Raw genomic sequence first — 13,886 nt, 5'->3', positions numbered from 1 at the left:
GCTTATTCCTCGTCGTCGTTCTCGGCGTGGCCGGGCGCACCCGCGGGCCGCGGCTGGCGCTTGCCGGGCTTGGCAAGGATCTCGATGTAGAACTGCTTGCCGCCCTCTTTCACCACACCGTCGATGAGGCCGGTGATGGCTGTGAGGTGGATGGTTTCGGCGGATTCCTGGGCGCTGCCGAACCGGCAGTCGAAGTCCCAGAAGTCGGCGCCTTCGGGCAGGTCGCGGCGGCGCTCGCGCTTGATGTACTTGCGAATCTCGTGCTTGACGGCTTCGAGGAGACGGTCGGGGTGCTTGCCCTCGACCTGAAGCTGGAAGGTTTTTCTCATGGGTGATGGTAACCCGCTGTGTAAAGTCGGCGGTTCAAATGGAAAGCAGGTGAAGACATGGCACGCGCAAACGACTGGGCAAGCAAGGTGATGGCATTGGTGAACGGCGGCAACGCCCCGGCGGCCATTGCGCAGATCAAGGTCGCGCCGTCGGTCAAGGACCTGAAGGCGCTGCAGACCATCATGACGCTCTCCAAAATGAAAGGCCGCTATCCGAACGTGGATGCGGCCATTTCAGACAACCTGGACCTGCTGGCAGCGCCCCGGCTGCACCGGTCCCCCTGAACGTCGGCGTTACAGGGCCTGGCCGAGGCGCTTCACGCCCTCTTCGATCTTCTCGATGTCGGCCGTGGCAAAGCTCAGGCGCAGCGTCGCCACATCGGGCTTCTCGGCGAAGAACGGCGCGCCGGGCACGAAGGCCACCAGCTTCTCGATCGCACGCTTGGCCAGCTCGTTGGCATCGGCCAGCTTGCCGTTGGCGCCCGTCAGGCGCGCCCAGAAGAACAAACCGCCGTTGGGCTGCGTGAAGCTCACCGCATCGCCCAGCTCGCGCTTCAGCGCGGCGCCCATGGCCTGCGCGCGCTGGCCGTAGACCTCGCGCACATGCGCCAGTGTGCCGGGCATGCGGCCGCTCTTGAGGTACTGCGCGGCCGTGGCCTGCGCGAAGGTACTCGTGTGGGCGTCGCTGAACTGCTTGCACATCGTCGCCTTGGCCAGCAGCTCGGGCGGCGCGATCATCCAGCCGATGCGCAGGCCGGGGCTGAGCACCTTGCTCAGGCTGCCGCAATGCGCCAGCAGCTCGCGGCTGCCGGGCACGTCCTTGCTCAGCGACATGATCGACGGCGGCGGCGCTTCGCCGAAGTACAGGTCGCCGTAGGGATCGTCCTCGACGATCAGCGTCTGGTACTTCACGGCCAGCTCGAGCACCTTCTTGCGGCGCTCCAGGCTCAGCATGGCGCCGCTGGGGTTGCCGAAGGTGGGGATCAGGTAGACGAACTTCGGCTTGTGCTCGGCAATGAGCTTTTCGAGCTCGTCGGTCTTCACGCCGTTGGCGTCGATGGGTGCGCTGATGAGCTGCGCGCCGTACAGGCGGAAGCACTGAATCGTGGCCAGGAAGGTCGGGCCTTCGACGATCACCTTGTCGCCGGGCGAGATCATGGTCTTGCCCAGCAGGTCGAGCGCCTGCTGGCTGCCGGTGGTGACGATCAGGCCGCTCGGGTCCACGTCGACGCCCTTGGTCTTCATGAAGGAACTGAGCTGGTTGCGCAGCGGCTCGTAGCCTTCGGTGGCGCCATATTGCAAGGCCGCGCCGGGCTCTTCGGCCAGCGCCTTCTGGCTCGCCTCCTTCAGGCCCTCGACGTCGAACATGGCGCTGTCGGGAAAGCCGCCCGCAAAACTGATGATGCCGGGCTTGCCCAGCAGCTTGAAGAGTTCGCGGATGGCGGAGGTTTCGACGTTGTCGAGGCGGGAGGCGAATTGCATGGTCAGTCTCACTTTCTGGGCGTCATTGTCGCGAAAGCCCGGGCAGGAAAGCTGCGTAGGGCCATGGCTTTTCGACGATATATTGCATCCATCGCCGCAAACGCCGGTGCTCGCCCTGCCTTCCGCGGCATGCGCCCCGCGAGCCCCACGCCGTGAACGGCGGCCCCCACGACCCATGAAAAAATCCGACATCCCCCTCTTCTTCGCCACCCTGCAGGCCGCCAACCCCGAGCCGCGCACGGAGCTCGAATACACCACGCCCTTCGAGCTGCTGGCCGCGGTGCTGCTGTCGGCGCAGGCCACCGACGTGGGCGTGAACAAGGCGACGCGGCGGCTGTATCCGATGGCGAACACGCCGCAGGCGATCCTCGACCTCGGGGTGGAAGGACTGGAGTCGTACATCAAGACGATCGGGCTGTACCGCAGCAAGGCCAAGCACCTGATCGAGGCCTGCCGCATGCTGGTCGAGCTGCATGGCGGCGAGGTGCCGCGCACGCGCGCCGAGCTCGAGGCGCTGCCAGGCGTGGGGCGCAAGACGGCCAACGTGGTGCTCAACGTGGCCTTCGGCGAGGAGACGATCGCGGTCGACACGCACATCTTCCGCATCGGCAACCGCACCGGGCTTGCGCCCGGCAAGACGCCGCTGGACGTGGAACTCAAGCTCGAAAAGCGCATCCCACCCGAATTCCGCCTGCACGCGCACCACTGGCTGATCCTGCACGGGCGCTATGTCTGCGTGGCGCGCAAGCCGCGCTGCTGGGAATGCGCGGTCTCCACCTTCTGCTCGTTCAAGCCCAAGACACCGGCCCCCAAGACCGCCTGAGCGGCACACACCACCTCGCACATGACGACGACAACGATTTTCAAGAAGACGCCTTCCGCCGCACTCCTCCTGCTCGCCGGGCTCTGCAGCGCGGGCGCCGCCTGGTCGCGCGACGGCGTGCTGCCGCTGGAGACGATGGCGCTCTACGGCGGACGCTGGTCCACCAACTGCGCCGACGCAGCGGCGCCGACGCTGCAGGTGCGCGAAGACATGCTGATCGCCGAACGCGGCAAGCGCCGCGTGGTCGGCCGCCAGCCGGACACGGCGCACAGCTTCTTCGGCAACCAGGCGCCGCCGCCGAACTTCGATGTGGCGCTGATGAGCCGCGTGGGCAAGGGCGACAACGCGATGATGAATTTCCTGGTCTTTCGCGATGCGCGCGGCCAGTCGATCACGCTGAAGGCCGACAAGCCGGTCGTCGGCCAGCTGGGGCCGGAGCTGATGAAGCCGCGCTACTGGCGCTGCGACGGTCCGGCGCGCGCCGCGGCGCCGCCCGCCGAACCCGCGACCGCCGCCCCCAAGCCGCCGGCACCCGCCACGGGCAGCCCGGCCGCCCTCGCCCGGGGCCCCGCGATGGACAAGGCCTGGCGCGCCGCGCTGGGCGCGCGGGAAACTGAACGCTGGCTGGTGCGCCGCGAAGGCCCGGCGCCCGAGCCGCAATGGGTGACGGTGGACGGCACGCGCTACCTGCTGCACGCCTTCTGCAAGCCGCACGACTGCTACGACCACAACGCGATCGCGCTGTACGACCAGGGCTCGGGCCGGCTCTATGGCCTGGTGCAGCGCAACGGGCAGAACCAGCTCCTGGGTGGCCCGTCGCCGCAGTTCGCGGGGCAGCTCGACCGTCTCTGGCGCGAGCAGTGGCGCGCCAAGAACTGACGAGTTCCCCTCAGGTCGGCGCGACGACCACGCGCCACTCGCCGAAAGCCGCCGCGTCGTTGGGCCATTGATCGGCCCGCTCCGGGCACGACACGCCCTGCGACAGCAACTGCACCGCCCGCAGCACGCCCGCATGCGTGACCCACAGCGCGTCGGCGCCGGTCGCACGCCAGTCGGCGTGCGCCAAAGCCACGCGCTGCATGAAGACGCGCACGCTCTCGCCGTTGCCTCCGGCCGGGGCGTCGGCGAAACGATTCGTCCAGGCCTCGAATTCCTCGCGGGCCACGGCCGACCAGAGGCGCCCTTCCCAGGCGCCAAAACTCATCTCGGCCAACCGCGCATCGCGCCGCACCGACAGATCGGGCCGCAGTGCGACGATGGCGTCGGCCAGCATGGCGCAACGCCGCAGCGGCGAACTCCACAGCGCGATTCCGACCGGCAGCACCGCGGCGATGCGCGCAGCGGCGGCCTGCGTGCCGTCCGCATGGGCGTCGAGGTCGGTCGCGCCGTAGCACAGGCCCGCCGGTGCGATCACCGGCGCGTGGCGCTGGAGCCAGAGCTGAGCCGTCGCGGTACTCATGCCTTCCACGCCAACGCGAGGTAGATCGCCAGTTCGCACACCTGCTGCGTCGCCCCGAGCCCGTCGCCCGTGAAGCCCTGCAGCCGACGCACGAAGAGCCGCGCCATCCAGCCGCCCGCGAGCACCAGCGCCACGAGCGCCGCGCCCACGTGCACCGCGTCGTGCGCGCACAGCAGCAGCGCCACGGCGGGTGCGGTCCAGAGCACGGCGACGAGCAGCGCGCCACCGCTGATCGCGTCAGCCAGCGGCTTGGCCTTGCTGCCGCTGCTGTCGCCCACGTAGGGCAGCCAGCGGATCAGGAACAGCGGCGCCAGCCGCGACAGCACATGCGCCCCGACGATGGACACCGCCGCCACGTCCAGCCCGCGCGCGGCCAGCGCGGCCAGCAGGCCGAACTTCAGGCCCAGCGCCAGCACCAGCGCGACCGCGCCGAAGGCGCCGATGCGCGAGTCCTTCATGATCTCCAGCGCGCGCTCGCGGCTGGCCGAACCGCCGAGGCCGTCGGCCACGTCGGCCAGGCCGTCTTCATGAAAAGCGCCCGTGAGCATCACAGTGGCGACGGTGCTCAACACGGCCGCCGCAAAGGCCCCGGCGGCGCCCGGCAGGCCGGCACCCACGGCCACGAACACGGCCGCCGCCACCCCGCCCGCAATCCAACCGATGGCCGGCAGGTGCGCCGCAGCCGCGCGCAGCATCTGCGGGCTGAAGCCGACCCAGGCGGCGAGTTTTCCCGTCACCGGCACGCGGGTGAAGAACTGGACCGCCAGCAGGAAGTGGCGCACGCCGTTCATTGCTGGCGCGACACGCCCGCCGATTCGAAGCTCGCCATCTCGCGCAGGATGCGGCAGGCCGATTCGAGCAGCGGCCATGCCAGCGCGCCGCCCGAGCCTTCGCCCAGACGCAGCTCAAGGTTCAGCAGCGGTTCGAGCCCGAGGTGCTTCAGCAGCAGCGTGTGCCCCGGCTCGGCCGAGCTGTGCGCCGCCACGCAGCGCTGCGTCACCTGCGGGCGAATCGCCTGGGCGACCAGCACGGCGGCGCTGGCGATGAAGCCGTCGACCACGATCACGCGCCGCTCCTGCGCCGCCTGCAGCACGGCGCCGACCAGCGTCGCCACCTCGAAGCCGCCGAACGCGGCCAGCGCCTCGAGCGGCGCGGTCGCGCCCGCGTGCAAGGCGAGCACCTCGCGCAGCACCTCGCGCTTGCGTGCGAGGCCTTCCGCATCGAGCCCGGTGCCGGCGCCGGTGCACAGGCCGATGTCCAGCCCGGCCAGGCGCGACAGCAGCAGCGCGGCGGACGAACTGTTGCCGATGCCCATTTCGCCCAGCAGCAGCGCGTTGCCCGGCAGCGCGCGCACCACCTCGCGGCCGTTGGCGATGGCCTGGGCGCACTGTTCGGGCGTCATGGCGGGGCCGGCCGAAGCGTCGGCCGTGCCGGCGGCGATGCGCCGCGACACCAGGCCGGGGCGCGGCTGGAAGTCGCGCCGCACGCCGCAATCGACCACGGTGAGCGCCAGGCCGTGCTGGCGCGCCAGCACGCTGACGGCCGCGCCGCCGGCCAGGAAGTTCTCGACCATCTGCCAGGTCACGTCGCTCGGATAGGCCGACACGCCGCGCGCCGCCAGCCCGTGGTCGCCCGCGCACACCAGCATCTGCGGTGCGTCGAGCACGGGCTGCTCGGTGCCCAGGATGGTGCCGATGCGCAGCGCAAGCGCTTCGAGGCGGCCCAGCGCGCCGACGGGCTTGGTCTTGTTGTCGAGCGCGGCCTGCAGGCGCGCCGCGAGCGCGGCGTCGGCGATGTCTGGAATGGCGGGAATCAAATCGGTGTCGGTCATGCGATCAGGCCGGCGAGCACGCCGGCGTCGAAGTGGGTGTCGATGAAGTCGGCCAGGCCGTCGAAGGTGGCGTCCAGCGTGGGCGCCGTGGTGCCGAACAGCGCCTGCAGCGCGGCCGGGTCTTCGAACAGGCCATGCAGGTACAGGCCCAGCACGTTGCCGCGCGCGTTCTGCCAGGCCAGGCCCTCGGGCATCACGGCGCGGCCGTCGTGGGCCAGTTGCGGATGGGCGGCCGTCTGGCCGTGGTGGATTTCGTAGCCGGCGATGCGCACGCCCGCCAGCGCGGCCCAGGGGCCGGCCACGAGGTCTGCCGAGAAGGTCGCCTCGCGGTGCCGCACCGTCTTCTCGCGCTCGAACACGGTCACCAGCGGCAGCAGGCCGAGCCCGGGCGCGTTGCCGTCGATGCCGTGCGGATCGACCAGCGCCTCGCCCAGCATCTGCAGCCCGCCGCACACGCCCAGCACGGCGCCGCCGCGCCCGGCGTGCTCGGCCACCGCGCGGTCCAGCCCCTGCGCGCGCAGCCAGGCCAGGTCGCCGCTCGTGTGCTTGGAGCCCGGCAGCACGATCCAGTCGGCGCCGGCCACATCGGCCGGCGTGCGGGCCCAGACCAGGCGCACGCCGGGCACGTTCTTCAGTGCCTGGAACTCGTCGAGGTTGCTCAGGCGCGGGTAGGCCACCACCGCCACGGTGCGCGTGACCACGCCGCTGGCGCGGCTGCGGTCGTCGAACACGCCGTCCTCCTCGGGCAGGCCGTGCTGCCACCACATCGGCAGCGTGGCCACGGTGGGCACGCCGGTCAGCTCTTGCAGCTGCTGCGGCGCGGGCGCCAGCAGCGACGCGTCGCCCCGGAACTTGTTGAGCACGAACCCATGGATGAGCGCCCGGTCGGCCTCGGGCAGCAGCGCCCAGGTGCCGTACAGGTGGGCGAAGGCGCCGCCGCGGTCGATGTCGGTCGCCAGCAGGCAGCGGGCATTGGCGTGGCGGGCGACGCGCAGGTTGACGATGTCGCTGGCCATGAGGTTGATCTCGGCCGGCGAACCGGCGCCTTCGATGACGACCACGTCGTTCTCGGCGCGCAGTTCGTCGAAGGCCTGCGCGATCTGCGGCCAGACGCGTTCGCTGCGCCCGCGCCACGGCAGGGTCGACAGCGCCTCGCTCACCTGCCCCATCAGCACCACCTGGCTGTGGGTGTCGCGCTCGGGCTTGAGCAGCAGCGGGTTCATGCGCACGTCGGGCACGGCGTGGGCGGCCAGGGCCTGGAAGTACTGGGCGCTGCCGATCTCGCCGCCCTCGACCACGCGGGCGTTGTTGCTCATGTTCTGCGCCTTGAACGGCGCCACCCGCATCCCTTGGCGGGCATACCACCGGCACAGCGCGGTGGCCAGCCAGCTCTTGCCGGCGCCGCTGGTGGTGCCCAGGACCATGACGCAGCGCGCCGGCCCGCTTGTCGCTCTAGAACTCATCCGGGGATTGTCGTTGAGCGCTGAACCGAATCCGGAAAGCCGAATCGGACGTACCAAGGGATGCGGCCCGCTGCGGGCCGCATCCGCAACGCCATGTCCGCCCTCAACGATCTGGCGCTGACGGTCGAGGAACGCGAGCCGGGCCGGTTCTACTGGCTCCTGCTCGAAGCCGTCCACGACACCGGCAGCACCTCCGACACGCTCGGCTACCGGCCGCTGCGGGTGGCTGCGCGCCCGCAATCCAGCTATTCGAGCGCGCTCGCGCTGGGGGCGGTGGCGCTGAAACAGGCCGCCGCCACGGCGACGCACCCGGGCCCTGGCGACCGCGCCTGAGCCCGGATCGACCCGATCAGCGGGTCGCCACCTTCTCCGTGGCCGGCACTTCCCAGCCGCCGCCGATGGCGCGGATCAGCCCCACGGTCGCCTGGTACTGGGCCGACTTCACCTGCAGCGCCTGGCGCCGGTTGCGCAGCTCGCTGCGGCGCGCGTCGAGCAGGTCGAGCTGGCTCACGTAGCCGTTGCGGTAGCGCGTGTCCGACAGGCTGGTGGCGCGCTGGGCCGAGGTCACGGCCTGCGCCTGCACCACCGACTGCTCCTGCAGGATGCGGATGGCCGCCAGCTGGTCTTCAACCTCCTGGAACGCCACCAGCACCTGCGAGCGGTAGCTGGCCAGTGCACCGTCGAGCTGGGCGTTGGCGCCCTGCACGCCGGCTTCGCGGCGGCCACCATCGAAGATCGGCAGCGACAGCAGCGCGCCCACGCCCCACGAACGGGCCGACCACTTGAAGAGGTCGCCGATCTCGGGCGAGGCATAGCCGGCCGCGCCGGTCAGCGAGATGTTCGGGAACCACGCGGTCTGCGCCACGCCCACGCGGGCCTGCGCCGCCATGACGGCGCTCTGCGCGGCCGACACGTCGGGCCGGCGCGTGAGCACGGTGGACGGCACGCCCGGCGGGATCACCGGCAGCGCGGTGGCCCAGTCGTCGGGCCGCATGCCGAAGCTGGAGGCCGAATCGCCCACCAGCACGGCCAGCGCATGTTCCACCTGGGCGCGCTGGCGGTCGAGCGCGAGCGCGTCCGATTCGGTGGACGACACCTCGGTCTGCACGCGCGCCACGTCGAGCTCGGCGATGTCGCCGGCCTGCTGGCGGCGCTGCGTGAGGCGCAGCGTGTCGCGGTAGGCCGCGACCGATTCGCGCACCAGCACGCGCTCGGCGTCGAGCGCGCGCAGCTGCAGGTAGGTCTGCGCCACCTCAGCCTGCACGGCGAGCCGGGTGCTCTGCAGCAGCGCCTCGCGGCCGGCCGCGTCGAGCTTGGCCGCATCGGCCGCGCCCGAGAGGCGGCCGAACAGGTCGACCTCGTACGAGAACGTGGCGCCGATGTTGGTCATGGTGCCCGGCCGGGTGCTGGCCGTGGCCTTGTCCAGGCCCGCACCGCGGTTGGCGCCGGCGCCCAGGCCGATCTGCGGCAGGCGGTCGGCCTGGGCGCTGCGCGCCAGCGCGCGGGCCTCGGCCAGCCGCGCGGCGGCGGCCTGGATGTTGGTGTTGTCGACCTCGGCGCGCTGGATCAGCGTGTTGAGCACCGGGTCGTTGAACGCCAGCCACCACTCGCCGCGCGGTTGCGCCTCGGCGGGCGTGGCCCGGGTGAAGCCGGCCGGCGCCGTGGCACCCGGCTGTTCCTTGAACTGGGCCGCGGTCGGCACCGTGGGCATGCCCGAAGGCACGCTGGCGCAACCGGCCAGCACCAGGGCCGCCACCAGCGGCAGCACGGCGGCGCGCAAGGGGCGCATCAGGGTTGGGATTGCGAATGTCATGGACAACCTTCTTTCTTCTTGTCGATCAGTCATGCGCGCCATGCGAGGGACGCGGCGAGGCCGGCACCGGCTGCAGACCGCCACCGCCACCACCGTGCGACGGGGCCACCGGATGGTCGGCCGACACGAAGTCGTCGCCGTGCGGCACTTCGCCATGCAGCTTGAGCGGCCGGTTGCCCGCCAGGCGGCGCATCAGCACATAGAACACCGGCGTCAGGAACAGGCCGAAGGCCGTCACGCCGATCATTCCGGCGAACACCGCCACGCCCATCGCCTTGCGCATCTCGGAGCCGGCGCCGGTCGAGAGCACGAGGGGCAGCACACCCATCACGAAGGCCAGCGAGGTCATCAAGATGGGGCGCAGACGCAGGCGGCTGGCTTCGATCGCGGCCTGGATGGGCGTGCGTCCGGCGAACTCCAGCTCCCGTGCGAACTCCACGATCAGGATCGCGTTCTTCGCACTCAGCCCCACCAGCACAATCAACCCGATCTGCGTGAAGACGTTGTTGTCGCCTCCCGAGATCCACACGCCCGCCATCGCGGCCATGATGCCCATCGGCACGATCAGGATGATCGCGATCGGCAGCGTCAGGCTTTCGTACTGCGCGGCCAGCACCAGGAACACCAGCAGGATCGCCAACGGGAACACCAGGAAGGCGGAGTTGCCGGCCAGGATTTCCTGGTAGGTCAGCTCGGTCCACTCGAAGCTCACGCCCTTGGGCAGCGTCTCGGCCGCGATCTTGGTGATCACGTCCTGCGCCTGGCCCGACGAATAGCCGGGGGCCGGGCCGCCGTTGATGTCAGCGGCCAGGTAGCCGTTGTAGCGCATGGCGCGTTCCGGGCCGAAGGTCGAGTTGACCTTCATCAGCGCGGCCAGCGGCACCATTTCGCCCGAGGTCGAGCGCACCTTCAGCATGCCCACGTCTTCGGCACGGGCGCGGTACGGCGCATCGGCCTGGACGCGCACGGAGTACGTGCGGCCGAACTTGTTGAAGTCGTTGGCGTACAGGCTACCGAGGTAGATCTGCATCGTGTCGAAGATGTCCGTCACCGGCACGCCGAGCTGACGCGCCTTGGTGCGGTCGATGTCGGCATACAGCTGCGGCACGTTGACCTGCCAGCTCGTGAACATGCCCGTCAGCTCAGGCGCCGCATACGCCTTGGCCATGAAGGCCTTCACCGCGACGTCCATCTGGTCGTAGCCGACCGAGGCGCGGTCTTCGATCTGCAGCTTGAAGCCGCCGGTCGTGCCCAGGCCTGCCACCGGTGGCGGCGGGAACATCACGATGAACGCGTCCTGGATGCTCGAGAACGCACCGTTGAGCTGGCCCGCCACCGCACCGCCGCTCTGGTCGGCGCGCTTGCGCTGGTCGAAGGGCTTGAGCGTGGCGAACACGATGCCCGAGTTCGAGCTGTTGGTGAAGCCGTTGATCGACAGGCCCGGGAAGGCAATGGCGTCTTCCACGTTCGGGTTCTTCTTCATGATCTCGCCCATGCGGGTGATCACCTCTTCCGTGCGGTCGAGCGTGGCGCCGTCGGGCAGCTGGGCAAAACCGATGAGGTACTGCTTGTCCTGCGCCGGCACGAAGCCGCTGGGCACCGCCTTGAAGAGGCCGAAGGTCACGCCGACCAGCGCCAGGTAGATCACCAGCATCAGCGTCTTGCGCGAGATCACGCGCTTGACGCCGCCGCTGTAGGCCTCGGAGCCGCGATGGAAGAACTTGTTGAAGCCACGGAACAGCCAGCCGAAGGCCTTGTCCATGCCGCGCGTCAGGGCGTCCTTCGGTTGATCGTGGCCGCGCAGCAGTAGTGCCGCGAGGGCCGGCGACAGCGTCAGCGAGTTGATGGCCGAGATCACCGTCGAGATCGCGATGGTCACCGCGAACTGCTTGTAGAACTGGCCCGTGAGACCGCTGATGAAAGCCAGCGGCACGAACACGGCCACCAGCACCAGTGCGATCGCGATGATGGGGCCCGACACTTCGCGCATGGCGCGGTACGTGGCCTCACGCGGCGTGAGCCCCGCCTCGATGTTGCGCTCGACGTTCTCCACCACAACGATGGCGTCGTCCACCACGATGCCGATCGCCAGCACCAGCCCGAACAGGCTCAGCGCGTTGATCGAGAAACCGAGGACGTGCAGCACCGCGAAGGTACCGATCACCGACACCGGCACAGCCAGCAGCGGAATGATCGACGCGCGCCACGTTTGCAGGAACAGGATCACCACCAGCACCACCAGCGCGATGGCTTCGAGCAGCGTGTGGATCACCGATTCGATCGACGCACGCACGAACTGCGTCGGGTCGTAGGCGATGCGGTATTCCAGGCCTTCCGGCATGTTCTTGTTCAGCTCTTCCATCGTCTTGCGAACGTTGGACGAGATGTCGAGCGCATTGGAGCCCGGTGCCTGGAACACGCCCATGCCGACGGCCGGGTCGTTGTTCAGCAGCGAACGCAGCGAGTAGTCGGCGGCGCCCATTTCGAGGCGGCCGATGTCGCGAAGACGCGTGACGGCGCCGTCGGTGCCGCTCTTGACGATGATGTCGCCGAACTCTTCCTCGCTCTGCAGGCGCCCTTGCGCATTGATCGACAGCTGCATGTCCACGCCCGACAGGCCCGGCGATGCGCCGACCACGCCGGCCGCGGCCTGCACATTCTGGCCACGGATGGCGGCCACCACGTCGGAAGCCGAGAGGCCGCGCTGCGCGACCTTCTGCGGGTCGAGCCAGACGCGCATGGAGTAGTCGCCGCCGCCGAAGATCTGCACCTGGCCCACGCCTTCGATGCGCGCCAGCGGGTCCTTCACGTTCAGCACCGCGTAGTTGCGCAGGTAGTTGATGTCGTAGCGGTTGTTCGGCGAGACGAGGTGAACCACCATCGTCAGGTCGGGTGCGCTCTTGACGGTCGTGATACCGAGGCGCCGCACTTCTTCGGGCAGGCGCGGCTCGGCTTGCGAGACGCGGTTCTGCACCAGCTGCTGGGCCTTGTCGGGATCGGTGCCGAGGCGGAAGGTGACGGTCAGCGTCATCACGCCATCGGTCGTCGCCTGGCTGCCCATGTAGAGCATGCCTTCGACGCCGTTGATCTGCTCTTCGAGCGGCGTGGCCACCGTTTCGGCGATCACCTTGGGGTTGGCGCCCGGGTAGGTTGCGCGCACCACCACCGAAGGCGGCGCGACTTCGGGGTACTCCGAGATCGGCAGGCCGCGCAGCGCAATCAGGCCCGCGATCAGCATCAGTAGCGACAGCACGCCGGCAAAGATCGGCCTGTCGATGAAGAATTTTGAGAGATTCATGTTGGTTCTCCGGCGGGCGCCAGGGCGCCCTCCTCCGAAATCAGGACTTCGCGGCCTCGGCCACGCGTTCCGGTTGTTGTTGCTTCGTATCGAGCTTGGCGTCCATCGTCACGGTTTGCGGCACCACCAGCGCACCGGGGCGGATGTGCTGCAGGCCGTTCACCACCACGCGATCGCCGGCCTTCAGGCCCTTGCTCACCACGCGCAGGCCGTTGATGGGCGCGCCCAGCGTCACCTCGCGGTACATGGCCTTGTTGTCGTCACCCACGACCATCACGAACTTCTTGTTCTGGTCGGTGCCGATGGCACGCTCGCTCACCAGCAGCGCGGTGTCGTTGCGGGCCTGACCCATGCGGATGCGGGCGAACTGGCCGGGAATGAGCGCGCCGTCCTTGTTGTCGAACGAGGCGCGCACACGCACGGTGCCGCTGCGGGCGTCGACCTGGTTGTCGATCAGCTGCAGCTTGCCGGTGAAGGGCGTGCCTTCGAGACCAGCGGTGCCCATCTGCACGGGGATCGTGTCGATCTGGCCGCGGGCGCCGGCGTTGGCCGGCAGGTCCTTCAGCGCGCGGGTGATGACCTGCTCGTCGGCATCGAAGCTCGCGTAGATCGGGCTCACCGACACCAGCGTGGTCAGCACGGGCGCGCCGGGGCCGGCGGCCACCAGGTTGCCCACGGTCACTTCGAGCTTGCCGATACGGCCCGACACCGGTGCGCGCACCTGGGTGTAGCCCAGGCTCAGGCGTGCGGTCTGCAGCGAGGCCTGCGCCGCGCGCAGGTTGGCTTCGGCTTCGCGGCCGGCGTTCACGCGCTCGTCGAGTTCACGCTGCGCGATGGCCTGCTCGTCCCACAGGCGGCGGGCACGCTCCTGCTCGCTGCGGCTGAAGGCCTGGCGGGCTTGCGCCGAGGCGACCTGCGCTTCGGCACGCTCCACCTCGGCAGCGTACGGCGCCGGGTCGATGGTGATGAGCAGGTCGCCCTGCTTCACCAGCGCGCCTTCGCGGAAGTGCACCGCCTGCACGGCGCCTGCCACGCGGGAGCGCACGTCGACGCGTTGCACGGCTTCGAGCCGGCCCGAGAACTCGTCCCAGGCGTTGATCTCGCTCGACGCCACGGTGGCGACCGACACCGGCGTGCCCTGTTGCGCGGCGACCGGGGCGGTCGCCTCGGCCTTGAAGCTGTACATGCCCACCACCGCGGCGGCCACGGCCAGCACCGCGGTGAGGCCGGTGACGGCGGGCCACAGGCTCTTGCGAGCAGCGGAAGACAGCGATTGTTCGTTCTTGTTCGACATGATGGTTCGTCCTTCTCGATGACTTTTTCGGGATGCAACAGGCCATCCCGGCGCCGGCGGCGTCAGGAGGCGGAATTCGGAGAACAGAAAGCCC

At 69.7% G+C, this 13,886-nt stretch carries 13 protein-coding genes; 4 read left to right on the top strand and 9 right to left on the bottom strand.

What is annotated here, in order from left to right; translation table 11 throughout:
- Positions 1–2: 2 nt before the first annotated feature.
- A complete protein-coding gene (locus AC1RAA_RS03430) occupies positions 3–329 on the bottom strand; it encodes a DUF6172 family protein (RefSeq protein WP_369632675.1) in 327 nt (108 codons plus the stop codon).
- Positions 330–386: 57 nt separating this feature from the next.
- On the opposite strand from AC1RAA_RS03430, the gene AC1RAA_RS03425 reads away from it, so the two are divergent.
- A complete protein-coding gene (locus tag AC1RAA_RS03425) occupies positions 387–614 on the top strand; it encodes a hypothetical protein (protein ID WP_013541760.1) in 228 nt (75 codons plus the stop codon).
- A gap of 9 nt (positions 615–623) precedes the next feature.
- Here AC1RAA_RS03425 and AC1RAA_RS03420 read toward each other — a convergent pair whose 3' ends face one another.
- Positions 624–1,811 carry an aminotransferase-like domain-containing protein gene (locus tag AC1RAA_RS03420; RefSeq protein WP_369647197.1) on the bottom strand — a complete coding sequence of 396 codons (1,188 nt, stop codon included), beginning with the start codon at positions 1,809–1,811 and terminating at the stop codon, positions 624–626.
- A 175-nt stretch (positions 1,812–1,986) separates the two neighbouring features.
- Here AC1RAA_RS03420 and nth point away from each other — a divergent pair, with 175 nt between their 5' ends.
- Together nth and AC1RAA_RS03410 are read left to right on the top strand one after the other, a co-directional pair.
- Complete coding sequence (gene nth / locus AC1RAA_RS03415; protein WP_492726490.1) at positions 1,987–2,634, top strand: endonuclease III; 648 nt, start codon at positions 1,987–1,989, stop codon at positions 2,632–2,634.
- Positions 2,635–2,655: 21 nt separating this feature from the next.
- Positions 2,656–3,513, top strand: coding sequence for an Ivy family c-type lysozyme inhibitor (locus AC1RAA_RS03410; RefSeq protein WP_492726489.1), 858 nt, complete (start codon positions 2,656–2,658; stop codon positions 3,511–3,513).
- 10 nt (positions 3,514–3,523) lie between these two features.
- Here AC1RAA_RS03410 and AC1RAA_RS03405 read toward each other — a convergent pair whose 3' ends face one another.
- Genes AC1RAA_RS03405 through AC1RAA_RS03390 form a run of 4 tightly spaced genes read right to left on the bottom strand, consistent with a single transcriptional unit; the run spans position 3,524 to position 7,387 of the window.
- Complete coding sequence (locus AC1RAA_RS03405; RefSeq protein ID WP_492726487.1) at positions 3,524–4,093, bottom strand: histidine phosphatase family protein; 570 nt, start codon at positions 4,091–4,093, stop codon at positions 3,524–3,526.
- Positions 4,090–4,884 carry an adenosylcobinamide-GDP ribazoletransferase gene (locus AC1RAA_RS03400; protein WP_492726485.1) on the bottom strand — a complete coding sequence of 265 codons (795 nt, stop codon included), beginning with the start codon at positions 4,882–4,884 and terminating at the stop codon, positions 4,090–4,092. The genes AC1RAA_RS03405 and AC1RAA_RS03400 overlap by 4 nt, the downstream gene beginning before the upstream one ends.
- Complete coding sequence (gene cobT, locus AC1RAA_RS03395) at positions 4,881–5,924, bottom strand: nicotinate-nucleotide--dimethylbenzimidazole phosphoribosyltransferase (RefSeq protein WP_492726483.1); 1,044 nt, start codon at positions 5,922–5,924, stop codon at positions 4,881–4,883. The genes AC1RAA_RS03400 and cobT overlap by 4 nt, the downstream gene beginning before the upstream one ends.
- Positions 5,921–7,387 carry a cobyric acid synthase gene (locus AC1RAA_RS03390; protein WP_492726481.1) on the bottom strand — a complete coding sequence of 489 codons (1,467 nt, stop codon included), beginning with the start codon at positions 7,385–7,387 and terminating at the stop codon, positions 5,921–5,923. Before AC1RAA_RS03390 ends, cobT begins: the two co-directional genes overlap by 4 nt.
- Positions 7,388–7,480: 93 nt before the next feature.
- Here AC1RAA_RS03390 and AC1RAA_RS03385 point away from each other — a divergent pair, with 93 nt between their 5' ends.
- Positions 7,481–7,720 (top strand): hypothetical protein, encoded by a 240-nt coding sequence (locus tag AC1RAA_RS03385; RefSeq protein ID WP_139703779.1) that lies wholly within the window; start codon positions 7,481–7,483, stop codon positions 7,718–7,720.
- A 16-nt stretch (positions 7,721–7,736) separates the two neighbouring features.
- On the opposite strand, the gene AC1RAA_RS03380 is transcribed toward AC1RAA_RS03385, so the two are convergent.
- The 3 genes from AC1RAA_RS03380 to AC1RAA_RS03370 are packed head-to-tail and all read right to left on the bottom strand — an operon-like array spanning position 7,737 to position 13,792.
- Entirely contained in the window at positions 7,737–9,200 is a 1,464-nt protein-coding gene (locus AC1RAA_RS03380) for an efflux transporter outer membrane subunit (RefSeq protein ID WP_159271940.1), read from the bottom strand.
- A 25-nt stretch (positions 9,201–9,225) separates the two neighbouring features.
- Positions 9,226–12,498 carry an efflux RND transporter permease subunit gene (locus AC1RAA_RS03375; protein ID WP_492726479.1) on the bottom strand — a complete coding sequence of 1,091 codons (3,273 nt, stop codon included), beginning with the start codon at positions 12,496–12,498 and terminating at the stop codon, positions 9,226–9,228.
- 40 nt (positions 12,499–12,538) lie between these two features.
- Complete coding sequence (locus AC1RAA_RS03370) at positions 12,539–13,792, bottom strand: efflux RND transporter periplasmic adaptor subunit (protein ID WP_492726477.1); 1,254 nt, start codon at positions 13,790–13,792, stop codon at positions 12,539–12,541.
- Positions 13,793–13,886: the final 94 nt, after the last annotated feature.

This window comes from Variovorax sp. GW823-FHT04F07 (assembly GCF_058795995.1).
Note: the sequence above shows the minus strand (reverse complement) of the source record. Positions and strands in the feature narration are given on the sequence as shown.